Consider the following 23,178-nt stretch of genomic DNA (forward strand, 5'->3'; position numbering starts at 1 on the left):
TTATTTAAATTTTCTACCAGCTTTTTTGCCGATTATAAAGCGAAGTGCGTTTAATTTTATAAAGCCGTTCGCATCTTTTTGGTCAAAAACATTATCCTCTTCAAAGGTGCTAAACGCCTCGTTAAATAGGTTATCGGTTTTGCTATCTCTGCCTAGGATTATTACGTTGCCTTTATAAAGCTCAACCCTAACCCAGCCATTTACGTTCTCTTGGCTCTTGTCAATTAAAGCTTGAAGCATTAAACGCTCTGGCGACCACCAGTAGCCGTTATAGATTAGCTCGGCGTATTTTGGCATAAGCTCATCTTTTAGGTGAGCAGCACCCCGATCAAGCGTAATGCTCTCAATGGCTCTGTGTGCTTTTAGCATTATTGTGCCGCCCGGCGTTTCATAGCAACCTCTGCTTTTCATACCGACAGAGCGGTTTTCAGCCAAATCAAGTCTGCCTATGCCGTGCTTTGCGCCTAGGCGGTTTAGCTCGGTTAAAATTTCAGCCGGACTTAGCCTTTTGCCATTAATGCTAACTGGGTCGCCCTTTTCATAGCCAATTTCTATTATTTCGCTCTCATTTGGCGCGTCTTTTGGGTCAGTCGTCCATCGCCACATATCTTTTTCAGGGGCGTTTGCTGGATTTTCAAGCACTAAGCCCTCATAAGATATGTGAAGTAAATTTGCGTCCATTGAGTATGGGCTTTTGCCCGGTTTTTTCTCTATTTTTATGCCGTTTTTCTCAGCATAAGCTAATAATTTTTCGCGTGAGTTTAGCTCCCACTCTCTCCAAGGAGCGATGATTGTAAGGTTATCGCCAAGTGCGTAATATCCAAGCTCAAAGCGGACTTGGTCGTTGCCTTTGCCGGTAGCTCCGTGGCTAACGCCGTCAGCTCCTACTAAAGAGGCGATCTCAGCCTGACGTTTAGCTATTAGCGGACGCGCAATTGATGTGCCAAGTAGATACTCGCCCTCATAAACGGCATTTGCTCTAAACATAGGAAATACAAAATCACGCACAAATTCCTCTTTTAAATCCTCAATAAAGATATTTTCAGGCTTTATGCCAAGCTCTAAGGCTTTGATTCTAGCTGGTTCAAGCTCTTCGCCTTGACCGATGTCGGCGGTAAATGTTACGACTTCGCACTTATACTCATCTTGAAGCCACTTTAAAATAATACTCGTATCAAGTCCGCCAGAGTAGGCTAGAACGACCTTTTTAACATCTTTTTTCATATTTTTAACTCCTTTTGGTTTAAATCAGACGATTTTATACAAAAAATTTTTAAATTTATGTAAAATTAGAGTTTTTCTAACAAGTTCTCATAAACTTTTATCTTGCCTAACTCGCTATCAAGCTCATCGCCAACGCTTGTTTTGCTCTCAATTTGGGTTGAAATTTTATCCGTATTTTTAACAAGCTCAGAGATTGTCGCTGAAATCACAGATGATTTTTCTTGGATATCAAGCATATCTTTACTCGTATTTTTGGTGTTTTCGCTAATTGACTCAACCCTTTCAACGACTGATTTTATTGAAACACTGGTCTCTCCAAGCGATTTTTGTGTCCGCTCGGCTAGTTTTCTAACCTCATCGGCAACCACGGCAAAACCCCTGCCGTGCTCGCCAGCCCTAGCTGCCTCAATAGCAGCGTTAAGCGCAAGTAAATTCGTTTGGTCGGCAATTTCAGAGATAATCTCAAAAACCCTGTTTAGATCGCTAATGTTGTTTAAAAGCTGGGTTACGTCATCTTGGAGATTGATTTTTTCGGAATTTTGCACCAAGCTCTCGTTTAGGTAGTTTGAAAACTCGCCAAATTTCGCATTGACATCAGCTAAACTGCCCTTTACATTGCCAAATCCGCCTGAAATTTCTTTTAAAGCGTCAGAAACGCCTGAAATTATCGGCACACTTGATTTTAGCTGAGTTAGCATCGTTTCGTTGATTTTGTTAATTAAAGTTAAACGAGCTATCTTTCTTTCTAAGAAATACGCCTTAAATTCACTAAGTCTTCTAGCGAAAGTATTTACGTATTCATCGTTAAATTCGCCCTCTTGCTTGTAGAAAAACACGGCTGTTAAAGTTTCGTTCATATTTACGCCAAGCAACTCGCCAAAGGTTGAAAATCCAACGACTGGGAATTCTTTAAACATCTTTAAATTTTCAAGTCCGCTCGTGTTTTGCAAACGCCTTAAAACGCAGTCGTTAAAAATCGCACCAAGCGGCTTTGGCTTATTCGCCTGAAATTTAGCGTAATCAGCCCTTGTGGCTTCGGCAAAATCAATGCGTTTTAGCACCGAAAGCTCCTCGGCGCTGTCAATGTCACAATACACTCTCATCGCCTTGTTTTGCTGGTCAAAATCAAGCAGAGAGCGGACGTAAATTTCGTTATTTATCTTAACTCCAAATGCATACTCAGCCATCATTTTATTAAGGCTGTTTATATCGCATTTAAAATGCTCGCAAAGTGCGTCTGTAACGCTAACGGCTTCATATTTTGAAGTGTCTAAAAACTCATAAATCGTTCGGTTTCTTAAATCGGCTGAGAGAATGCTAAATTTCTTGCCGGTGTCTTGAAAATTTTGCGTTTTAAATACGCCAAAGTGGTAATTTGGATTAAATTTAATGTAAGTAATTACGGCTTTGCCCTGAACGACGCTTTGGTTGTTGTAGATAAAAGTACCTGAAAAATCAAGCTTACCGCCAGCGCTACCGCCGATATAAAAGCAAGGCAAATGCCCGGTGTTATAGACCGCCTCCATAAAAAAGCTCTCGCTGCCGCTAAGTCCGTCAATTAGCGTGTAGGCTAAGGTGTCCTCGCTTTTTACCCTAAAACCGGTGCTGACGTTTGAAAATTCACGCTCAATGTATTTAATCTGGTCATTTACGCTAAAATTTCTACCAAGCCCCAAATCAATCGTAGCCACGTGTAAATTCGCAATCATCTTCTCATCAAAAAGCATTAACGTAACGCCATTTGAGTCCGCATCGCCGCCGTAAAATTTATCCCTGATTTTATCATTATCATAGCTACACAAAAGCCCAGATGAGCTAGCCATAATGAGCGTAGCGCCGCTTGGCAGGGCTGATTTTATGCGTGAAGCCACGCTTGAAAGCTCAACATTTGGCATAGTGTAGCCAATGGCTAATTTTACCTTCATATTTACGTTTTTTAGCTTAGTTTCTATGTCGTTACCGCTTAGATACAAGCTTACTATATCTTTTGAGAAATTTTGGGGATTTTGCTCTTTTTTGCCAAAACCAAACATTTACTAACTCCTTGCTGTGATTTTTATACAATAATTTTAGCAAAAAAATTTTATGTAAAAATAAAAAAATAAATATTTATTAAATATTTTTTGATAAAATCGGCGTTATGAGAGTTGATAAATTTTTAAATGTCGTAAATATCACAAAACGGCGAGCGGTTTCAGAGGATATGTGTAAAAGTGGTGTCGTTAGCATTAACGGCGTAGTTGCAAAAGCTAGTAAGGACGTCAAAATCGGCGATAAAATCACGATAAAATTTATAACAAATGAGATAAGTTATCAAGTCCTAGCAATACCAACGACAAAATCAATCCCAAAATCAGCACAAAGCGAGTATGTAAAACAGCTATGATTTTAAAAGAAAATGAGCTAGAAAAGCTAATTGAAATTTTACCAAAACAGGGCATTATCTTGCTTGTTGGCACGCTTGCAAGTGGCAAAACTACGCTTGTTAAACAGATAGCTAAATTTCACGGCGTAGATGATGATGTAAGCTCTCCGACATTTTCGGTAATGCAAAGTTACAGCGGTAAATTTGGAGTGATTTATCACTACGATATTTATCAAAACGGCACGGACGGACTTATAAAAAATGGCTTGGTTGAGAATTTTTTTGAAGACGGACTTCATTTGGTTGAGTGGGGCGATGAAAATTTAGAGAAAATTTTAGACAAATACGCCCTAAAATACATAAAAATAACGATAAATTTAGAACAAAACGCAAGAAAATACGAGGTTAGCGGTGCATAAATTACAGGTAAAAGAGCTTAAAAAAACGATAAAAAAGACGCAGATTATAAAAGGCATAAGCTTAGAGATAAAAAGTGGCGAAGTCGTGGGGCTTCTTGGGCCAAATGGGGCTGGTAAAACGACCACGTTTTATATGATTTGTGGGCTAATTAGCCCAAGTAGTGGCGGTGTGTTTTTAGATGATAAAGATGTAACTGCCGTGCCACTTCATAAACGAGCCGAGATGGGCATTGGCTACCTGCCACAAGAGTCTTCAATATTTAAGGATTTAAGCGTTGAGGAGAATTTGCTTTTGGGCGCTGAGCTGATTTATAAAGATAAAAAAGAGTGCGAACAAAAGGTAAATGAGATGCTTGAACTGCTTAACATTGAGCCTATTCGCCTAAGAAAGGGCGTGAGTTTAAGCGGTGGAGAAAGAAGGCGTTGTGAGATCGCTAGAAGCCTGATGATAACGCCAAAATTTCTGCTTCTTGATGAGCCTTTTGCAGGTGTTGATCCGATAGCTGTTAGCGATATTCAAAGCATTGTAAGAGATCTTAAAAATTTAGGTATCGGCGTGCTAATAACCGATCACAACGTGCGTGAAACCCTAGCCATTTGCGACAGAGCCTACGTGATAAAAGACGGCTCACTTCTAGCTAGCGGCAGTGCAAACGAAGTCGCTCACGACAAAAATGTCCGCACACACTACCTTGGCGAAGAGTTTAAACTCTTAGAGTAAAAAATGCTTCGTGTAAAACAGGCAAACACCCAAAAATCAAAGCTAAACACCACGCTAAGGTCGTGGCTTGGGCTTTTAAGCGTAAATCTTGATGAGCTAAAAGAGAATTTAGAAAATTTTTGCGAAAAAAATCCCTTTGTAACGATTGAAAATCGCATAAAAGTGCCTAAAAAAAACTTCTTTAAAGAGCTGTCTAAAAACTCGGTTTCGGACACGCTTGAAGCTGTTGTCGTGCAAAAAGATAGCCTTTGGCAGACGCTATTAAACCAAATAAATCCGCCACTTTTCCCCACACAAAAATCGCAAGAGATAGCCAAAAAAATCATTGAGTGCATAAACGATGAGGGCTATTTTGAGTATGATGATGAAATTTTAGCTAATTTTAACGCCGATGAAGTTGAGAAAATTCGCAAAAGATTTGCCTATTTAGAGCCTGTTGGCGTTGGCGCAAAGGACTTAAAAGAGAGCTTTTTGTTTCAGCTTGATGAGCTTTATATTGATGATAAAAATTATGAATTTGCTAAAATTTTAATAGAAAATTTTGATGATTTAGCCAAATTTACAAAGCAAAAAGAGTATGAAAACGCCATAAATTTAGTAAAAAAGCTAAAAAATCCACCAGCTATTGAGTTTATAAATGATTCAGCACAAGTAACGCCAGATATCATCGTAAATAGCGATGAGAACGGCATTAGCGTAAGTTTAAATGATGATTTTTACCCTGAGGTGGTTTTAGAAACAGATGAGCTAAATAGGGGCGATGAATTTATCGCTAAGCACGTAAAGCAGGCAAAAGAGCTAGTTGATGCATTGGAGATGAGAAAGGCTACACTTTATAAAATCGGCTTAATGATAGTTGAGTATCAATATGAGTTCTTTTTAGGTGGCGAAGTTAAGCCAATGAGGCTCAAAGATATTGCGTCTGATATTGACAGAAATCCTTCTACAATTAGTCGCGCAATCGCAAACAAATACCTGCTTTGCTCACGTGGGACGATACCGCTTAAAAATTTCTTTGCGACAGCACTTGATGATGATGTCTCAAACGAAGCGATAAAGAGCTACATTTTACAAATCATCAAAAATGAGAGCAAAACAAAGCCATTAAGTGATTTAAAAATCGTTGAAATGGTGCAAGAAAAATTTCAAATCACAATGGTAAGGCGAACTATCACAAAATACCGAAAAGCCCTAAATATCGCTAGTTCAAGCGAGAGAAAACGCATTTATGCCGTGCAGGGATAATGGCTTTTATCCGTGTTTTATAAATTTTAAGCACCCTTAATCGCAATATTTAGTCCCTTAAAAGTAAATGTTAGCGTTTTTAAGCCATACAAATTTATTTCATCATTGCCTTATAAAAAGCGTGTGTATGCAAACCACAGCTTACCTTAAATTTAGCCTTAAAATACCAAAAGTTTCATTTTAAAATTTACAACACAGCTAAAAACTAGCCCACTTTACATAAAATTTTACATATTCGCACTGCCATTTGGGCTTATTAGCAGATATTTTTTGGGCGAAATTTTTGCCTGTTTTTAAGCATTTTTGCCTATTTTTAGCCGATTTTAGTGCGATTTTTGCCCTAAAAACGGCTAATTTCACTGATATTTTTGCAAAATTTTATCCACGACCTGCGAAATTATCTTAATTGAAGCCAACTCAACTCGCTCGTTTTTTGAGTGTGGCGAGTGTATATTTGGCCCGATTGAACAAGCCACAAGCCCGTGCTGTTTATCGGCTAAAACACCGCATTCAAGCCCAGCGTGAATTGCCGTAATAAAGGCGTTTGGGCGAAAATTTCTAAGCTCATTTAGCACATCTTTTGCAAATTCACTCTGGCTAGGTCGCCACGCCACCGAGCGATCTTTGTAGCTTAGCTCAAAGCCAAGTGCGGCTGCTAGCTCACTCGTTTCAAATCTCAAATCACAAATCCCACTATCATCCATAGCACGAGCAAAAAACTCAATCTCAACAGAGCCATTTTTTTGGCTTAAAGTTGATAAATTTATGCTATTTATCGGCGTTGTAAGCTCTTTATCATAGTTTCTTACACCCTGAGCAAAGGCGTTAATGAGCGTTAAAATTTTATCGCTATTTGATAGCACTTTATCAAAAAGACCGAGTTTTTTTACCCTTATATTTTGATTTTTCTGTACTTTAAAATCACTTGCTACCACGATAGCTTTGGCGTTTGTTGGGATTGAGTTGCTTCGCTCTCCGCCACTAATGCTGACGATTTTTGCGTTGTTTTGCCTTAAAATTTTGGCTAGAATTTTTATCGCATTTGGGATATTTTTATGTATCTCAACCCCAGAATGCCCACCACTAAGCCCAAAAACCTCTACCTCATAGCCCTGCTCTGGCGTGATTTTTTTCATTCTTGCACTGATTTTTGCAAAGATATTTAGCCCACCAGCACAGCCGATGATGACCTCGTTATCATCCTCGCTGTCTAAATTTAGCAGATATTTTGAGACAATTTTGCCGTTAAAATTATTTGCACCAATTAGCCCAACCTCTTCATCATTTGTAAAAAGGCACTCAACGTTTTTAAAACGCTCCAAGGCACTCATCATTATTGCCACGCCGATGCCGTTATCAGCACCAAGCGATGAGTTTTTCGCCTTTAAAAAACCCTGCTCTTCATAAAGCTCTAAATTTGATGCTTCGCCGATACAAACCATATCGTAGTGGCTTTGCAAACAAATTTTTGGCTCGCCCTTAATGGCGTGGATATTGCCCCACTCATCAACTCTGACTTTTGCGCCGTTTTTAAGAGAAAATTCAAGCAAAAATTCACTAAGTTTTTGCGTATCAAAACTACAATGTGGCACAGCACAAATGCTCTTAAAATGCTCTAAAATTCTCATTTTAACCCCTTTATTACGCCCGGATATCCGACATTTTTTATCGCTTCAAGCAAATCTTTCTCATCAAGAAAATCATCAGCAATAACAAATGCCGTTTGGGTTTTTAGCTCAACTCGTGCTGATTTTACACCATTAACCTTTAAAAGCGACTTTCTAACCACGCTCGTGCAAAGCGGACAATGAATGCCCTGCACGAAAATTTCAATATCTTTGCCAAAAGAAAATGCCAAAAACAGGGCTAAAATGAGAATTTTACGCATAAAAATATCCTAAAATTTCAGGGTATAAAAGCAAAAAAACTAGCAAAACTAGATAAAAAATGGCTAGAAATTTTCTCCTTTTTCTAGCTTTTAAATCGCAATTTTTAGTGCCTTTAAATATCAAAATACCCCACAAAATGAAAAACAAAACGGCAACAATGCTAAATTCTAGCCTAAAATCAACCAGTGGATTTAGAAACGAAAGTAGCGAAAATGTCGCACCAAAAAGCAAAAATAGCAGTGCTGGCAAACAGCAAAGTGTCGCCATAACCGCACTGCCAAGCCACACGGCAAAAAGCCACGTCTGCTTCAAAGCTTAATCTCACTTGAAGTGTAGTCATAGCTAAAATCCTTTGGCGAGTAGTAATCTGCCACATTTTCATCAAATTCAGCGTAAGGATAGCCAAAATTATTTATCGGTCTTTGTGCTGGTAGTGGCTTTAAGTCAAAGTCCCTGCCGTAGTTAAATCCGACCCAGCACATCTCCCAGTTGCCAAAGAGAAAGTCGCGAATTTTAGCTAGTTTTGCATCATCGTTGCTTAAATTTTCGCCCAAACGAACCTTTGCTACATCAGCTGGATCAACCGGCACCCAGCCGTAGCCTTTTAAGATAAAACTCAGCCCTACAATGCTGTCCGCCAGAAATTTTAGCCACGCCGTTAGCGTCAGCCTTGCCCATTTCGTTTGAAAATCTGCTCTGCCCTACTCTAATGCCAAAAAACTCACGAGCAGGTATATTAACAGCCCTGCAAAGCCCCACAAAAACGCTATTTATGTCGGTGCATTTGCCCACTAATTTACCGCTTTGTAAAATCGCCCTAACATCGCCACGCCCACAGCCAATCACGCTGTTATCACGTTGCATTGTATTTGCTACCCACGTATAAATCGCCCTAGCCTTCTCTAAATCGCCCTTAGTTTTGCCTACGATTTTATCGGCAAACTCCTTAACAATGCCGTCATTTGGGATTAAAGCGGTAGGTTTTAGGTAAAACTCTATCTCTGGGATTAATTTTTCATTTTCGTTAAAATTTACCTTGCTAAAATCCGTGTTTCGCTCAGTCGTTTTAACCTTGAAATTTAGCTCTAAGCTTGGATTTTCATCGCTAAAACTCGCATAAAGCGTTGGATTTTTAAGATCAGAGATAAAATGCTCGTTGGCATTTGTGATGACCTCGTAGTTGCTTATTGTTTGCTGGTAGTCGTTGTTTGTTACAAGTGGCACCCAAAGGCGGTTAATTTTGCCTTTTTCAAGCAGTTTGTGCTTAAAAGATAGGCTAAAAACACGCTCTTTTTGTGCTTTAATCTCATCAGCTGTTGCCACGCTTAAAACGCTACTTGCACCTAAAAATCCGCTAAATTTGAAAAAATCTCGTCTTTTCATAATAAATCCTTAAAATTTCTAGCTAAAACTTAGCCCTAAAAATGAGCGTGATTTTATATAAAAATTTATAAAATTTAGCTTTGTTATGATAAAATCACGGCTATGAAAAATTTACTAAATTATGCGTTTTTAACACTTTTTTTGGGGCTTTTTAGCGGTTGTGTTTTTGTAAATGATCGTGGAATTTCAACGCAGTATTACAACGACTGCAAAGAGTATTACGATGCGACTGGGAGCTATCAAAAAGAGTGTCCGCACAACATTATAGACTGGAACAATGACACTAAACGAGATTAGAAATTTAAAACAAAAAGAGCTAAGCACCCCTAAATTTGCTAAAATTTTAGATTGTTTAGATACGCTAAACCTTGACTGCACGGCTAGTTTTGATGATGTAGTGTGCCTAAATTTTAAGGATTTAAGCGATGAAAATGCCAAAATTTTAGAGCAAATCGCCCTTAGCTTAAAGCCGTGGCGAAAGGGTCCGTTTAGGCTAAATGAGCTTTTTATTGACACCGAGTGGCAGAGTTTTATAAAGTTTAATATCCTAAAACCACACCTAAATTTAAAGGATAAAGTCGTAGCTGATATTGGCTGTAACAACGGCTATTATATGTTTAAAATGCTGCCATTTGCCCCAAAAAAGCTAGTTGGGTTTGACCCGGGCATAAATACGGCAATGCAGTTTAAGTTTATCAACCACTTTTTAAAAACAAATATCATTTACGAGCTACTTGGAGTTGAGCATTTGCCGCTTTATGAGCATAAATTTGACACGATTTTTTGCCTTGGAGTGATATATCACAGAAGCGACCCAGTCAAAATGCTAAAAGAGCTAAAAAGTGCCTTAAATCCGCACGGAGAAGTGTTTTTAGACACTATGTATATTGACATTAATGGCGACTTTGCCCTAACGCCAAAAAACACCTACTCAAAAATTCCAAACATCTACTTTATCCCAACGATAAACGCCCTAAAAAACTGGTGCGAACGGGCAAAATTTAAGGATTTTGAGATTTTAGCCACAAAAGATACCGATTTAACAGAACAGCGAAAAACGGCGTGGATAGACGGGCAGAGCTTGGGCGATTTTTTAGACCCAAATGACAAGAATAAGACCATTGAGGGCTACCCTGCCCCAAAGAGAGTTTATATAAGGATAAAAAATGGCTGAAAATATTTTTGATGAAAATTCAGATGGCATAATCCTACCAGAAGATGAAAATCCATTTCGTAACGAGCTAAAAACTTCAACAGCAATTAAACTAAATCTAAACGGCGTTGTGACAGAGCTTAAAAAGAGCTTTGCTAAAACTAGGCTTTTTACCATTGAAGATATGGTGAGCGATGATGAGGGGCTTATTCACAGCGGATTTGTATTTTCAGCCGCAAATTACGCAGCCTTAGCTTCAATCAACGAAGAAAACGTAATCGCAATCAGTGCTAGGACAAATTTTTTAGCGCCAGTTAAGCTTGGCGATGTGGTGGAATTTGAAGCACAAGCCTACTTTGATGAGGCTAGAAAAAGGGACGTCAGAGTATCTGGCAAAGTGCGTGATATCAAGGTCTTTGAAGCGACTTTTCAAATGGTCGTGCTTGATGAGCATATCTTTATGGCACAGCAAAAAAATATCCAAAAAGAAGCCGCCCTAAGACGTGCTAGAGAGAGAGAAAACGGCTAGTTAAGCCGTTTTGTTTTTTAAAATTTTATTTTAAAGTGGCATAACCAGCAGATTAAACCATTTTGTTTTTTAAAATTTTAGTTTTAAGTGATAAAAATAGCTATTAAAGCCATTTAAACACGATTTTAAAAAAACTGCATAGCAACAACGTTATTTTTTGTTTAGCATTAGGAGCAAAATCTGTCAATTTGGCTATTTTGTTTTAAAGACTATTTTTTAAGTGGCAAAATAGCTATTTAAACACGACTTTAACCTAGCGTATCAACTAGTTAAACCGCTCATAAATTCCCTTAACAAACGCTTGTAGTTAATGACAAAATCACATTTTATTTTAAAAATTTAGCCAATTAAAGCCCTTCAAGCAAGGTAGAAAACAGCTCATCACACTCGCTATCTTCAAGCATTATCGTGCTTTTTGTGTCAAAAAGCTCCTTTATTTTTTTCAAATTTAGCGTCGTTTTTGGCAAACAATGAGCGTGAGCTGGTAAAAACGCCCTTGCCAAAACAAGCTCATCTAAAATCGGCTCATCACACACAAAGCACTCAAACTCGCTGTGAAGCCTACCCTCATACTCTAAAATTCTAACATAACTTTCAATTATCAGCCGTTTTAGGCTCTGTTTGTCGCAGTTTTGAGCGCAGTTTTCAACTTCGTTAAAATAGATCTCATCAAGCTCATCAATATCCTTTAAATGCGAGTAAAGCAATCTCATAAACTGCTGCCAAATGATGAGCTTGTCCCTATCAAGCAGCCACATAAAACCAAGATGAAGCACCGAGCGAAGGTGTGGTAAAAACAGCTCATTATGATTTAGCTCAAAGTCAATCTTATATCCGCTCATCACACTTGCGTGTCTAGCACCATAAAATCGGTAGCTTTTTACTAAATTTTTAGGAGTTAAAACATAAACGAGCAAGTCCTCATCTTTTACCTTTTGGGTGCGTAAAATGTAGCCTTGCATTAAAAGAAATTCTCAATTTTTAACCGCATTAAATCCAAATCATCAATGCGGTTTATCTCATCCCTAAAACTAGCCGCCTCGCTTAAACCCTTGCTGTATTGGTGCAAATGCTTTCTAAAAATGCTAACGCCCTGAATGCCATAATATCTAATCATAGCGTCAAAATGAGCCAAAATTATCTGCTTTTTTAGAGCGCCAGATACGCTTTTAGCGTCCTTAATCTGCGCGAAAATCCAAGGATTGCCAATGCTAGCACGCCCTATCATCAAGGCATCTGCATTTGTGGTTTTTAGCACAAAATCGGCGTTTTGTGCGTTTATGTCGCCATTTGCGATGACTGGAATTTTTACCGCCTCTTTTGCTATTTTTATCGCCTCATAATCAACCTTAGCCGTGTAGCCACCAGCTCTTGTCCTGCCGTGAATAGCGATATAATCAGCCCCAGCGTCCTGGCAAGCACGGGCGATTAGCTCTGGGATTTTCTCATCAAATCCAAGTCTTATTTTTGCACTTGTTGTTGGTTTTTTTGAAGTGGTTTTAATCGTTTCAATCACTCTTTTTAAATGGTCTAAATTCTTTAAAAGTGCCGAGCCGCTCTCTTGTTTTACGACCTTTGGCACTGGACAGCCACAATTTAAATCAATGCCGTCAATGCCGTCAATGCCGTTTAAAATTTCAACCGCTTTTTTAATATTATTTAAATCAACACCAGCGATTTGAACAATATATGGAGTTTCGTTTGGCGATTTTTGCACCATTTTTAGCGATTTTTTGCCCTCATAAACCAAGGCGTTTGCACTTATCATCTCGCTAATGGTAACATCACAGCCAAAATTCTTAACAACCTCACGAAGTGGCAGGTCAGAAAAACCTGCCAAAGGGGCTAAAAACAGCGGTTTTTTTGCAAAATCTATCATTTAAAAAATAGCCAAATAGGCACGATTTTTGAGTTATCACGCAAAAATAGCATAGTCTTAATCTTAATATGCTCATCAGCATCGCTATTTGCTAAAATTTCACGAAGCTCATCTAAAAGCCCTAAGTCATAAAGGACAAATAAATACGCCTCTTCTGCGTCCTGATGAGTGGCTCTTAGCCGTTCAAAAATGCTCTTAAAGCTCTCTGGTTTTAGCTTGTCTTTTAGCATAACGGCTGATTTTGTGTATTGAGCAGCACTGATTTTATCATCATCTAAAATTTCAAAAATCTCATCGGCACTCACGCTTAAATCATCATTTACAAAACGCTCAATTACAGCCATAACATCATCTGAGCTTCTTTCGTTTATGCTAAATTTTTTAATATCAGCAAAACCGCCAACGGCGATTAATTTTTTATACGCTGCTTGTTTTAAGCTCTCGTTTGTTTCGCCATTTTTTAAAATTTCAAGGTAGTAATCTTTTAAATTTTCAATCTTATTTAGCTCGTTTTTGATAAAAAGTGGATTATCCTTTAAAAGTTTAAAGCGTTTTAGCTCCACGACCTCGCCATTTTGCGCCGATTTTACAGCCGAGATTACCGCGCTTAGCTCATCATTATCAAGCCCCACATCTCTATAAAGTCCCCACGGCGAAAGTATGCGAGTGATTGCAGATGATGTCTTAAAAATTTCGGTTTTAAACTCTTTGTTGCTTGGCAGTGCTAAGAAAATTTCTTTTGCAAAATCAGCATAAAGCTCGGTGTCTTTTTTGATATTTCGCTTGTAGGCATAAAAACTAATGCTGTGATAAATCATATGCAAAAGTGCAAGCAGGGCAAAAACTGCCACCGGCAAGGCAAACCAAAGCGCTACTGGCAAGCTAAGCTCGTATCCTAAGAGCTTTAAGGTGTAATCGCCGCCGTCAAGCACATAAACGAGTGCCGTAATTAGGATCAAATAGATCAAAGAATAGACCATAAATCGCCTAGTTTTCATAAATCCTCCTTATTGTTTAGCCGTTTTTTCAACTATCTCTCTACAAACTATGCAGTATCTTGCGTGTGGCTTGGCTTTTAGCCTAGCTGTGGCAATCTCTTCTTCGCACATTTCGCAAACGCCGTAAGTTTGGTTAAAAATTTTGCTTAACGCCCTATCTATCTCATCAAGCTCTGCTTTTTGCTGGGCTGAAATTGATTGTTCTATCAGCTCATCGGTGTTAATTAAAGCTATATCCATCTCATCGCTAGCACCGCTACTACGCATACTATCCACCTCTTTTGAGGCGTCAGCGATATTTTTTTTAATCTGAATTTTTCTATCTTCAAGAAGTTTTTTAAAATAATCTAAATCGTTTTGTGTCATCTTTGTCCTTACTTATGATATGGGTGGTTTGCATTTATGCAAAGCCCTCTGAAAATTTGCTCAAAAAGCACGAGTTTAGCGACCTTGTGAGCCATTGTTAAAGAGCTTAGTTTTACCATTAAATCAGCCCTTTGTTTAAAATTCTCACTAAGCCCATAAGCTCCGCCGATAAAAAATGAAATTTGCGAATTATTCGCAAAAATTTTAGCAAATTCAAAGCTATCTAAATCCCTGCCACGCTCATCAAGCGCCACGCAAAAACCGCTCATCTTTGGCAAAAAGCTCTCATCATAAGCTCTGTAAGCCTCGTCCCTGCCCTTTGCCTGTGCTTTGGCGATTTTGTCATTAAAAATCACGTAATCGCCGATTTTTGCGTATTTTGATGACATTTTTAGATAATTTTTTATCTCATCATCAAAGGCGTCAGATTTTGATTTTTGAATACTAAACACTGAAATATCCAAGCTAAAATCTCTCGTTGTTATTAAGAATTTTTATCATATCAGCAATAAATTTCTTATGCTCATTTCGTGGCACGATAGCGTCAATTAGCCCGTGTTCTAGCAAAAATTCAGCCCTTTGAAAACCCTCTGGCAAGTCAGAGCCTATGGTCTGCTTTATCACGCGCTGTCCGGCAAAGCCGATTAATGCGCCCGGTTCAGCGATGATTATATCGCCAAGCCACGCAAAAGAGGCGCTCACTCCGCCCATTGTCGGGTCTGTTAGCACCGAAATAAACGGCACTTTTGCCTCATCAAGCAGTTTTAGAGCAGCCGATGTTTTTGACATTTGCATTAGCGAAAATGTGCTCTCTTGCATTCTAGCACCGCCACTTGCACTTACTATTATTAATGGCTCTTTTTTATCAATGGCTCGTTTTATGGCTCGCACGATTTTTTCACCCTCAACCGAGGCTAAACTACCGCCCATAAAGGCAAAATCAAATACAACAAGCTGGATATTTTGCCCATCGCATTTGCCCTCGCCAGAGATTACAGCGCTGCTTCTGCCGGTCTTTTCTTCACTCTCGCTGATACGCTTTTTATATGATTTTTTATCCACAAATTTTAGCGGATCAACCGGTCTTAACTTAGCGTCAAGCTCAACAAAACTACCCTCATCACAGATTAAATTTATGCGGTCTTTTGGGCTTAATCTCATATGATAGCCACATTTTGGGCAGACATTAGCACAAGTTTGTATCTCTTTATAATACATCAAAGCGTTGCAACTATCGCACTTTATCCAGTGGCTAGGTGCCTCATCAGGGTTTGGCTGGGTCTTTCTAACCTTTGAAAAAATATCAAGAAAACTCATATTTACAACCTATTTAAAAAAATTAGCCGATTATATCTTTTTTTGCTTAAAGATACGCCAAATTTTGGGCTTTTAAATCGCTAGAAATTTTTAAAATCTCGCTTTTTAACGCTTCGTTTTGGCTTAAAAACCAAGCGATTTTTTCTGTTTTTTGCGATTTTAAATCCTTAAAACTAGCGTCTAATTCGCCTAAAATTTTGTTTAAAAACGAGCTATTTGCAAGCATTTCGTTCTCAAACTCATACAAATTTAGCGATATTAAAACCCGAGAGAAAATTTCATCGCCACTTGGGATAAAAAGCGAAAAGTAATTTGGGTCTTTTTCGTAGCTAATTTGGGCGTTTTTTATCTTGTCTTTTAAGAAATAAACTGCGATTTTTACGGCGTTTTCGTAATTTGTAACGACCTTTAAATTTAGCTTTTCAAAAAATAGTGAAATTTTTTGCTTTTTTTGTGATTTTACACTCTCAAAATCACGCAAAAACAGCTCATAAACGCCACTTGCATAAGCTCTAAGATTTGCAAAATTCACGCTTGAACCGACGGCATTTTCTTTTCTGATATTTTCAAACTCGCTTTTATAAATCATAAAATCACGCTCTAAAACGGCGTAAATTTCATCAAAGGCGTTTAAAATTTCATCTTCTAAGAGCTTTAAATTTCGCCTGTAAATCCTAAAAATTTTGCTTAATCTCGTGTCGTTGTAGATGAGTTTTGAAAGAATTTCATCAACATCAAAATCCATCATCTCATACTCGTTTTTAATGAAAATTTCGCCACCAAAAAGCTGTTTTTTAGGCACAAAACGCACCTTTTTAACCGGCTTTAAACTGCCTGAAATTTCAGTGCTAATAAACCTAGCAACCTCTTTAATTTCATTAAATGAAAGCTCAATTTTTAAGGCAAACTCGCTCTTAATTTGAGCGATTTTTTCATTTAAAATTTGTGCATTTTTATCTAAAATTTCATCAGCCTTGCTAAAAATTTCGGCAAAAAATTCATACTCATTTTGCAAAATTTTAGCGATTTTTTCACAGCGATTTAACACAAACTTGTGCTTTTTATCATCACTTTTAAACTCATCTAAAATTTCAAAAATCGCACCAAAATTTGAAGCTCTAAACAGCTCATCATCGCCGTTATTTAGGGCAGTTAGAGCATTTTTTGCAGAGATTGCTACGATATGATTAAAAAACTTGTCGTAAGTGTTTTTTGCGTGATTTAGGGCGTTTTCTAGCTCATCTTTATTTAGCTTATCCATTTGATTTAGCACACAAACTGCAAATTTTAAATCATCGTTTAAAAACTCATTTAAGCTTTTTAGCTCGCTAGCCCTAGCAGCGTTATCAATAAGGCTTAACCAAATCACACCACAAACGCTATTTAGGGCGTTTTTCGTGATATTTGTATCAGAAGCCGAGAGTGAGTTTAGCCCCGGTGTATCAACGAAATTTACGCTTTTTAAAATCTCATTTGGTGCATAAAGTGTAAGCGTCTTTACATCATCGCCAAAAATCCGCTGATCAACAAAATTTGCAATCTCTTTAATGTCAAGACTTAACTCCCTGCCGTTTTCATAATCCACTCTAAGCGAGTAATTTGGGGCGTATTTTATGTAGGTAAGGCGAGATGTGACTGGCACGACGCCTGTTGGCAGGATATTTTTGCCTAAAATCGTGTTTAAAAACGTGGATTTACCGCTTGAAAACTGCCCGACAATGGCGACTAAAATCGGCTCTTTTATGACTAAATCCAGCCATTTTAGCTCATTTTCTAGCTCCACGCTTGGGTGAAATTTCGGCTCTAAAAGTGCGTTTTCATACGCCTTAAATCGCCCGTAAAAATCATCGCTAAAAATTTTAAAATACCGCATTTTATAGGCGTTTATGAACTCATTAAGCATTGTTTAACTCCAAAATTATCGCCTCTAAATCGGCTTTTGTTTGTGATAAATCTTTGATTTTTTGCGTAATCTCAAAATCGCTTTTATCTAGAAATTTCAGCTCATCATTTAGCCGTTTTTGCTCAATCTCATTTGCCGTTTTTTGAGCCAAAACCAGCTCTTTTAGCTCCGCTTCAAAGCTGTTTTTTTCAAAATTTACTAAATTAAAAACTAATTTATCTATCTTTTCATCTTTTAAAAACTCATCAATTAATGGCTGTGTGTTGTTAAAATTTTGAGCGACACTGGCTGAAATTTCATCGTAGTTTAGCTTTAAACCGCTATTTAAAAGATACTCGCCGACATTAAAAATTTTATCGTTTTTACTAAAATTAAGACCGCTAAATTTAAGCGACAAATTCTCTTTTACGAGCAAAATTTGCTTTAAAATTTCATTTCTATTTTGGCGGATTAAAGATAAAATTGCGTCATTTAAACCGCTCGAAACGATAAAGCTAAGCCTAGATTTACTAGGCGTTTGCCCTCTGTCTTTTGCGTAATTTATCTCGCTTAAAATTCTATCATTTATCCCAGAAGTAATGGTTTTTAGCGATGATTTATAGCTTAAATTTAAAGAATTAATATCAATTTTACTAAACTCCTCATCTGCTGTTTTAAGCAAATTTTCAAGGCGATTTAAGAGTAAATTTTCACTATTTTTTAGCTCATTTAGGCGGTTTTCAAGCCCAAAACTCTCGCCTTTTAGGTTTAAAATGCTATCTTTTACCTGCTCTAAAAACTGGCTAGAAATTAGCATTAACTCCTTTAAATAAGCCTGTGTGCTTAGCGTGGCTTTGGCTGAGTTTTTACCAAAAAGCGTTTCGTATAAATGTGCTTTAAAGCCCTTTATACCGCCGTCTTTGCCTTCAAAATAATCCTTTGAGCTAATTACAAAAATTTCAGCTTCTAGCTCATCTTTTAATGATTTTTTAGTGTAGTTTAAGACCTCATTTAGCTCATCATTTGATAATAAATCAGCGTGAGTTAGGACGATTAAAAGCCTTGAAATGTGCGAATTTGTAAGGGTTTTTTTAATAAACTCAAAGTCCTTAAAAGTAGCACTTTGGCTGACATTCATAAGATGAATTAGCAAATCAGCCTCGCTCATAAATCTATCCACAAGCTCCTCTCTAAGCGTGATAGCATCATCAATGCCGGGCGTATCAACGATACAAATTCCATCTTTTAACAGCTCTAAATTCTCATAAATTTCAACGCTTTTTACGATTTTTGCGACATCTGAACTAGCCGATGTGTAGTTTTTTAGCTCGTTTTTTTGGATTTTTATGCTCTTTGAGATGAGTGATGATAAAATTTTATCTGGCTTGATTTTTAGAGCTTCAAGCTCATCTTTATCCCAAAAATTCACTCTTACAAAGGGGTTTTTATCATATTTTAGCATTGTTAGGCTAATCGTTTCAGGCACGTTTGATGAGCCTAAAATTTTCTCGCCCAAAAGTGCGTTTAAAAGCGTGGATTTACCGGCATTTATCACGCCAGTAACGGCTATGTTAAAGGTTAGATTATCTATTTTTTGCCTAGCCAAAATCGCTCTTTTTGCAAAATTTTCAGGTATGTTTAACGATAAAATTTTCTCATTTATGTAGTTTAATCTATCTAGTTTTTGATGAAAAAAGTCGCTTAAATTTGCGTGATTTTGGGCGTCTTGCTCGTTTGATGATAAGAAGCTAAGAAAATCATTTATATTTTTAAACTCATCAATGGATAAAATTTGCTCATTTTTTAGCAAATTTAAGGCATTTACTAGCCTTTGTTTTGAAATTTTAGCTTGTAAAATAGCATTGATTATGCCAATTTGTGCCGTTTGGACGCTAAAAATATTTGCCTTTAAATTTAGGCTTTTTAAAATCGCCCTAAATTCGCTTAAAGCGATGAATCTATCGTAGTTTTTGGCGTTTGTAGCTAGGATTACGCTTAGGGCGTTTTCATCGCCAGTGATTATGGTTTTTTCATCTAAAACCGCCTTTTGATTACCCCAAAAATCATCTAAAAATTTATCCATAAATTACACTTTTATCTAAAATTTAGTCTAAATTTTAATATATTTTTACTTCTTTTATGATAAATTTAGCCCTTTTAAAGGGGTAAAAATGGCAAAAGATTCAAACGGCAACGAGCTAAACAACGGCGATAACGTAACCTTAATCAAAGATTTAAAGGTAAAAGGTGCTGGTGCTACACTAAAACGTGGCACTTTGGTAAAAAACATAAAGCTAACTAGCAAAGATAGCGAGATAGAGGGCAGGATTGATAAAATGGGCGTTATCGTTTTAAAAACCGAGTTTTTAAAGAAAGCCTAAATATTATACTCAACCTCATCATCTACGCCGCTTAAAAGTCTAAAAATTTTGGCTTTTAGCTCAAAATAGCTTGGGTCTTTTGGGCTTAAATTTGGATTTTTAAGCGTCTGTATCACCACTCCATCATACAAAATCACGATTTTATCGGCTAAAATAAGTGCCTCATCAATGTCGTGGGTAACAAAAATCGTAGTCGTGTTTTTAAGCAAAATTTTTAGCATTTTTTGCAAATTCGCCCTTGTTATGGGATCAAGCGCGCTAAATGGCTCATCAAGGAGCAAAATTTCTGGATTTAACGACAACGCCCTAGCTATTGCCACACGCTGTTTTTGACCGCCTGAGAGCGAGTGAATGAAGCTATCTTTTTTATCCAAAAGTCCGACCATATCTAAAAATTTCAAGGCTATCTCTTCACGCTCATTTTTATCTTTTACGCCGTAACACTTTAATGCTAATTTAATATTTTCAACCGCATTTAGCCACGGCATTAGCGAGTAGGTTTGCGTGATTATCTGCCTTGTTTTATCTAGTTTTAGCCTTTTTTTATAGGATTTTTTATCAACTAAAATCTCGCCACTTTCAAATTCAAGCGTAGCACTTAAAATATTTAAAAGCGTGCTTTTACCGCAACCAGAAGCACCAAGCAACACGCAAAATTCGCCGTTTTTAACAAAAAGATTTATATCTTTTAAAACCTCAGTGTTTAAAAATTTCTTTCTTAAATTTCTAATCTCAATCACAGCCCAAACCTTTTACTAACCGATTTTTCAAACAGCTCAAAGACAAAATTTATGATAACGCCTATCGCTCCGATAACCAAAATAACGCCTAAAACCATATCAAGTCTTAGCTGATTTCTAGCATCAATTATCAAATAGCCAAGTCCGCTTTGAGAGCCTAGCATTTCGCCGATGACTAGATTTATCCACGCAAGTGAGGCTGCGATTTTTATGCCACTAATTATGCTAAAAATGCTGTTTGGCACTATCACATAAGCGATGATTTGGGCTTTTGAGGCACCAAAACCCTTTGCGATATTTATTAGCTCGGTTGGAGTTTTTAAAATCGCACTCACGCTAAGCTGTAAGAGCGGGAAGAAAATGGCGTAGGCGATGATAAAAATAGTCGGCTTTGAGCCAATGCCAAATAAAATGATAATAAGCGGAGTGTAAGCAATGGGCGAAATGGGCTTTAAAAAGCCAAAAAGTGGAGCAAAAGCGGATAAAATTTTAGGACAAAGCCCAAAAAATATCCCCAAACTAATGGCAAAAAATAGCCCGATAAAAAGCCCTAAAAAGTAGTTATAAAGTGAGCTTAAAATGTCGTTTAAAAGTCCGCCATTTTCATAAAGCTCACTTAGTGCTAAAAGGCTATCTTTGGGGCTTGGCACAAGCTCACCACTAGATATTTGCCACAAAAAAATCGCCAAAATTAGCACTAAAATTTGAGATAAAATTTTCATAAAGCCAAATACTCGCTGATATTTAGGTTTTTTAGCTTTTGGCTGCCTAAATTTTTGCTAATTAGAAATTCTCTTAAATTCTCTAAATCCTGCAATTTCAGGCTTAAATCGCTATATGAAACGATATTTTTGCTCACAACATCGCTTAAAACGCTACTTTTTTGACCTATGATTTTTGAGGCTAAATTTACAGCTTCGCTTGGATTTGTCGTTAAAAAATTTGCTGCATTTTTAAATGCATTTAGTAAATCATCATAAAACGGCTCGTTTAAAATTTGTGAATTAAAATTTAACAAACAGCAAATATGATTTGGCAAAACATCCTTTGAAAAGAGTAAATTTTTGGCTCGTTTTGTATTTACAGCGATCTGTCCAAACGGCTCAGCCACGCAAAATGCGTCTATTGCACCACTTAAAAGAGCTGACGGCATTTCTGGTGGTGGTAGCTCAACGATTTTGGCTTTTATTTTATTTTCATTTATTATTTTATCAACCAAATAAAAATGTATGCTAAATTTTGAAGGCACGGCGATGATTTTATCATTAAGCTCATTTACGCCCCCTATTTGGCTTCTTGCCACAAGTGCCGAGCCATTTTTGTGAGAGCTTAAAACGGCTTTGATATCAACGCCGTTTGCCCTTAACATAAGCCCAAGCGGGGCTAGTAAAAACGCCCCGTCTATCGCCCCAGCCCTTAGTGCTTCTGAAATTTCGCTCCAACTTGAAAATTTCAAAGGCACGATATTTACGCTTTTGCTAAACTCTTTTGCGATGATTAAAAGGTGGTCGCTAATGCTAAGATAGCCCACTTTTACGCCCTGTTTTAGGGTGTTTGCACTTAATAGGCTAGGAGATGAACAAAGCGCTAAAAATGAGCTAAAAATTTCAAGTGCCTTTCGCCTATGCATTTGACACCGCCAATCTACGCCAACGACTAATGCAACCATTGCCGTTTTTAACCGCCTCAATCTCCTTATTTAGGTGCTTTATGCTTGGCGTTACGATTAGCACGAAGTTGCCCTCTCGCTGTAATCTTTGCACCTTTGCGTCCTTAAAATAGCCCTTTGTGCCAGAAAATAGCACGGCAGCTGATGTGATTTTTTGCGTCAAAAGTGAGCCATTTAGGCGAATTTCAAGCACATCTTTTGGATTTGCGTTTTGGATATTTTTTGCTATATCTAAAATTTGCCCAAGTGCGCTCTCATACTCGGATTTTAGGCTCTCATAGCTATATGGCAGATACTTATTAATGTGTCCGTGGCTCTGATTTGAGCGGTTTATCTCATCAAGTGCCGAGCTAATGATCCCAGCCGCTATGCCTGTTTGAAGCAGGATAAATCCGGGCGTGATTTTACAAAGATAATCATAAATATCAGTGGCTAAAATATCGCTATCTGGCACGAAATAATCCCTTAAATTCACGCTCTTTGTCGCTGAGCCGTCAAGGGTTGCGTATTTTATGTGCTCGCTTAATTTCACACGCTCATCACAGCGGATTAATGCCATTATCGGATGCTCATCGCTTAAAGCAATAGCTCCAAAATAATGTCCGCTTTGTATATTTGAAACCCACGGCAAAGTGCCATTTATCAGGTATCCGCCATTAGTTTTTGTCGCTTTAAGATGATTTTTTTCAATATCAACAAAGGCTTTCATTGGATTGCTTAGTGCCGTGCCACCTAAAATTTCGCCACTTTGAAGCTTGGCTAAAATTTCAGCCTTTAAAGGCTCATTATCGCTATTTAAAACATACCAAATCAGTGCAAACTGGCACCAAACACAAAAGCCCGTAGTCCCGCACATATAAGACACCTTTGCTATGTTTTCTATCGCCTTTGATATGTCGTTTTTATCATTTAAGACCTTAAAAAAGCCCTGCTTTGCAAGGTCAGTGATGATATCTTTTGCGTATAAGCCCTGTGTGTCTATCTTTGCTGCTAACTTCTCTAACTTTTGTAGTGCCAT

Annotated in this window: 24 protein-coding genes and 3 pseudogenes; 8 read left to right on the forward strand and 19 right to left on the reverse strand. The window is 37.6% G+C overall.

The genetic code is table 11. The features are described 5' to 3' along the window. The 3 genes and pseudogenes from NYG85_RS03270 to NYG85_RS12130 all read right to left on the reverse strand — a co-directional run. Positions 1-1,224, reverse strand: a complete 1,224-nt coding sequence (locus NYG85_RS03270; RefSeq protein WP_284937049.1) for an argininosuccinate synthase — start codon at positions 1,222-1,224, stop codon at positions 1-3. Between the two features lie 65 nt (positions 1,225-1,289). Beyond that, a pseudogene (locus NYG85_RS12125) lies at positions 1,290-1,694 on the reverse strand (methyl-accepting chemotaxis protein); the annotation flags it as partial. Between the two features lie 411 nt (positions 1,695-2,105). Continuing rightward, a pseudogene (locus tag NYG85_RS12130) lies at positions 2,106-3,257 on the reverse strand (FIST signal transduction protein); the annotation flags it as partial. Between the two features lie 107 nt (positions 3,258-3,364). Between NYG85_RS12130 and NYG85_RS03280 the strand changes: the two are divergent. Genes NYG85_RS03280 through NYG85_RS03295 form a run of 4 tightly spaced genes read left to right on the forward strand, consistent with a single transcriptional unit; the run spans position 3,365 to position 5,974 of the window. Continuing rightward, the gene (locus NYG85_RS03280; RefSeq protein WP_034966886.1) at positions 3,365-3,610 is read left to right on the forward strand and encodes an RNA-binding S4 domain-containing protein; all 246 of its coding nucleotides are present in this window, start codon (positions 3,365-3,367) and stop codon (positions 3,608-3,610) included. Next, positions 3,607-4,008: a tRNA (adenosine(37)-N6)-threonylcarbamoyltransferase complex ATPase subunit type 1 TsaE gene (tsaE, locus tag NYG85_RS03285; RefSeq protein ID WP_284937051.1), complete on the forward strand. Its 402-nt coding sequence runs from the start codon at positions 3,607-3,609 to the stop codon at positions 4,006-4,008. The genes NYG85_RS03280 and tsaE overlap by 4 nt, the downstream gene beginning before the upstream one ends. Then, positions 4,001-4,729 carry an LPS export ABC transporter ATP-binding protein gene (gene lptB / locus NYG85_RS03290; protein ID WP_284937052.1) on the forward strand — a complete coding sequence of 243 codons (729 nt, stop codon included), beginning with the start codon at positions 4,001-4,003 and terminating at the stop codon, positions 4,727-4,729. Before tsaE ends, lptB begins: the two co-directional genes overlap by 8 nt. A gap of 3 nt (positions 4,730-4,732) precedes the next feature. Continuing rightward, positions 4,733-5,974 carry an RNA polymerase factor sigma-54 gene (locus NYG85_RS03295; protein ID WP_284937053.1) on the forward strand — a complete coding sequence of 414 codons (1,242 nt, stop codon included), beginning with the start codon at positions 4,733-4,735 and terminating at the stop codon, positions 5,972-5,974. 356 nt (positions 5,975-6,330) lie between these two features. Here the strand turns inward: NYG85_RS03295 and NYG85_RS03300 are convergent, their stop codons facing one another. From NYG85_RS03300 to NYG85_RS03315, 4 genes and pseudogenes are all read right to left on the reverse strand, one after another. Continuing rightward, a complete protein-coding gene (locus NYG85_RS03300; protein ID WP_284937054.1) occupies positions 6,331-7,602 on the reverse strand; it encodes a M20/M25/M40 family metallo-hydrolase in 1,272 nt (423 codons plus the stop codon). Then, entirely contained in the window at positions 7,599-7,862 is a 264-nt protein-coding gene (locus NYG85_RS03305) for a heavy-metal-associated domain-containing protein (RefSeq protein WP_284937055.1), read from the reverse strand. The genes NYG85_RS03300 and NYG85_RS03305 overlap by 4 nt, the downstream gene beginning before the upstream one ends. Continuing rightward, complete coding sequence (locus tag NYG85_RS03310; RefSeq protein WP_284937056.1) at positions 7,855-8,175, reverse strand: aryl sulfotransferase; 321 nt, start codon at positions 8,173-8,175, stop codon at positions 7,855-7,857. Before NYG85_RS03310 ends, NYG85_RS03305 begins: the two co-directional genes overlap by 8 nt. Then, positions 8,172-9,246, reverse strand: a pseudogene (locus tag NYG85_RS03315) (transglutaminase family protein). The gene NYG85_RS03310 and the pseudogene NYG85_RS03315 overlap by 4 nt, the downstream one beginning before the upstream one ends. Before the next feature lie 102 nt (positions 9,247-9,348). Here NYG85_RS03315 and NYG85_RS03320 point away from each other — a divergent pair. Genes NYG85_RS03320 through NYG85_RS03330 form a run of 3 tightly spaced genes read left to right on the forward strand, consistent with a single transcriptional unit; the run spans position 9,349 to position 10,928 of the window. Then, positions 9,349-9,543 carry a hypothetical protein gene (locus NYG85_RS03320; protein WP_284937057.1) on the forward strand — a complete coding sequence of 65 codons (195 nt, stop codon included), beginning with the start codon at positions 9,349-9,351 and terminating at the stop codon, positions 9,541-9,543. Then, positions 9,524-10,420: a tRNA 5-methoxyuridine(34)/uridine 5-oxyacetic acid(34) synthase CmoB gene (gene cmoB, locus NYG85_RS03325; RefSeq protein ID WP_284937058.1), complete on the forward strand. Its 897-nt coding sequence runs from the start codon at positions 9,524-9,526 to the stop codon at positions 10,418-10,420. Before NYG85_RS03320 ends, cmoB begins: the two co-directional genes overlap by 20 nt. Continuing rightward, on the forward strand, positions 10,413-10,928 hold the full coding sequence (locus tag NYG85_RS03330; protein WP_284937059.1) for a PaaI family thioesterase: 516 nt from the start codon (positions 10,413-10,415) through the stop codon (positions 10,926-10,928). Before cmoB ends, NYG85_RS03330 begins: the two co-directional genes overlap by 8 nt. Positions 10,929-11,275: 347 nt before the next feature. Here the strand turns inward: NYG85_RS03330 and recO are convergent, their stop codons facing one another. The 8 genes from recO to NYG85_RS03370 are packed head-to-tail and all read right to left on the reverse strand — an operon-like array spanning position 11,276 to position 19,453. Further along, on the reverse strand, positions 11,276-11,890 hold the full coding sequence (gene recO, locus NYG85_RS03335; RefSeq protein WP_284937060.1) for a recombination protein RecO: 615 nt from the start codon (positions 11,888-11,890) through the stop codon (positions 11,276-11,278). Further along, positions 11,890-12,807, reverse strand: coding sequence for a tRNA dihydrouridine synthase (locus tag NYG85_RS03340; protein ID WP_284937061.1), 918 nt, complete (start codon positions 12,805-12,807; stop codon positions 11,890-11,892). The genes recO and NYG85_RS03340 overlap by 1 nt, the downstream gene beginning before the upstream one ends. Further along, positions 12,804-13,805 carry a LapA family protein gene (locus tag NYG85_RS03345; RefSeq protein WP_284937062.1) on the reverse strand — a complete coding sequence of 334 codons (1,002 nt, stop codon included), beginning with the start codon at positions 13,803-13,805 and terminating at the stop codon, positions 12,804-12,806. The genes NYG85_RS03340 and NYG85_RS03345 overlap by 4 nt, the downstream gene beginning before the upstream one ends. Before the next feature lie 9 nt (positions 13,806-13,814). Further along, positions 13,815-14,171: an RNA polymerase-binding protein DksA gene (gene dksA, locus NYG85_RS03350; RefSeq protein WP_284937063.1), complete on the reverse strand. Its 357-nt coding sequence runs from the start codon at positions 14,169-14,171 to the stop codon at positions 13,815-13,817. An 8-nt stretch (positions 14,172-14,179) separates the two neighbouring features. After that, entirely contained in the window at positions 14,180-14,635 is a 456-nt protein-coding gene (locus tag NYG85_RS03355) for a 23S rRNA (pseudouridine(1915)-N(3))-methyltransferase RlmH (protein ID WP_284937064.1), read from the reverse strand. A gap of 1 nt (position 14,636) precedes the next feature. Next, the gene (gene accD, locus NYG85_RS03360) at positions 14,637-15,488 is read right to left on the reverse strand and encodes an acetyl-CoA carboxylase, carboxyltransferase subunit beta (protein ID WP_284937065.1); all 852 of its coding nucleotides are present in this window, start codon (positions 15,486-15,488) and stop codon (positions 14,637-14,639) included. Between the two features lie 46 nt (positions 15,489-15,534). Next, entirely contained in the window at positions 15,535-17,391 is a 1,857-nt protein-coding gene (locus tag NYG85_RS03365) for a dynamin family protein (RefSeq protein WP_284937066.1), read from the reverse strand. Next, positions 17,384-19,453 (reverse strand): dynamin family protein, encoded by a 2,070-nt coding sequence (locus tag NYG85_RS03370; RefSeq protein ID WP_284937067.1) that lies wholly within the window; start codon positions 19,451-19,453, stop codon positions 17,384-17,386. The genes NYG85_RS03365 and NYG85_RS03370 overlap by 8 nt, the downstream gene beginning before the upstream one ends. 88 nt (positions 19,454-19,541) lie before the next feature. Between NYG85_RS03370 and NYG85_RS03375 the strand changes: the two genes are divergently transcribed. Beyond that, positions 19,542-19,751 (forward strand): alkylphosphonate utilization protein, encoded by a 210-nt coding sequence (locus tag NYG85_RS03375; RefSeq protein ID WP_284937068.1) that lies wholly within the window; start codon positions 19,542-19,544, stop codon positions 19,749-19,751. Here NYG85_RS03375 and NYG85_RS03380 read toward each other — a convergent pair. Genes NYG85_RS03380 through NYG85_RS03395 form a run of 4 tightly spaced genes read right to left on the reverse strand, consistent with a single transcriptional unit; the run spans position 19,748 to position 23,178 of the window. Continuing rightward, positions 19,748-20,491 (reverse strand): ABC transporter ATP-binding protein, encoded by a 744-nt coding sequence (locus NYG85_RS03380; protein WP_284937069.1) that lies wholly within the window; start codon positions 20,489-20,491, stop codon positions 19,748-19,750. The genes NYG85_RS03375 and NYG85_RS03380 overlap by 4 nt on opposite strands. Beyond that, complete coding sequence (locus NYG85_RS03385) at positions 20,488-21,213, reverse strand: ABC transporter permease (protein WP_284937070.1); 726 nt, start codon at positions 21,211-21,213, stop codon at positions 20,488-20,490. The genes NYG85_RS03380 and NYG85_RS03385 overlap by 4 nt, the downstream gene beginning before the upstream one ends. Beyond that, positions 21,210-22,160, reverse strand: a complete 951-nt coding sequence (locus tag NYG85_RS03390) for an ABC transporter substrate-binding protein (protein ID WP_284937071.1) — start codon at positions 22,158-22,160, stop codon at positions 21,210-21,212. Before NYG85_RS03390 ends, NYG85_RS03385 begins: the two co-directional genes overlap by 4 nt. Further along, complete coding sequence (locus NYG85_RS03395) at positions 22,114-23,178, reverse strand: acyl-CoA dehydrogenase family protein (RefSeq protein ID WP_284937072.1); 1,065 nt, start codon at positions 23,176-23,178, stop codon at positions 22,114-22,116. The genes NYG85_RS03390 and NYG85_RS03395 overlap by 47 nt, the downstream gene beginning before the upstream one ends.

Source organism: Campylobacter gastrosuis (assembly GCF_030249845.1).
Classification (GTDB): Bacteria; Campylobacterota; Campylobacteria; order Campylobacterales; family Campylobacteraceae; genus Campylobacter_A; species Campylobacter_A gastrosuis.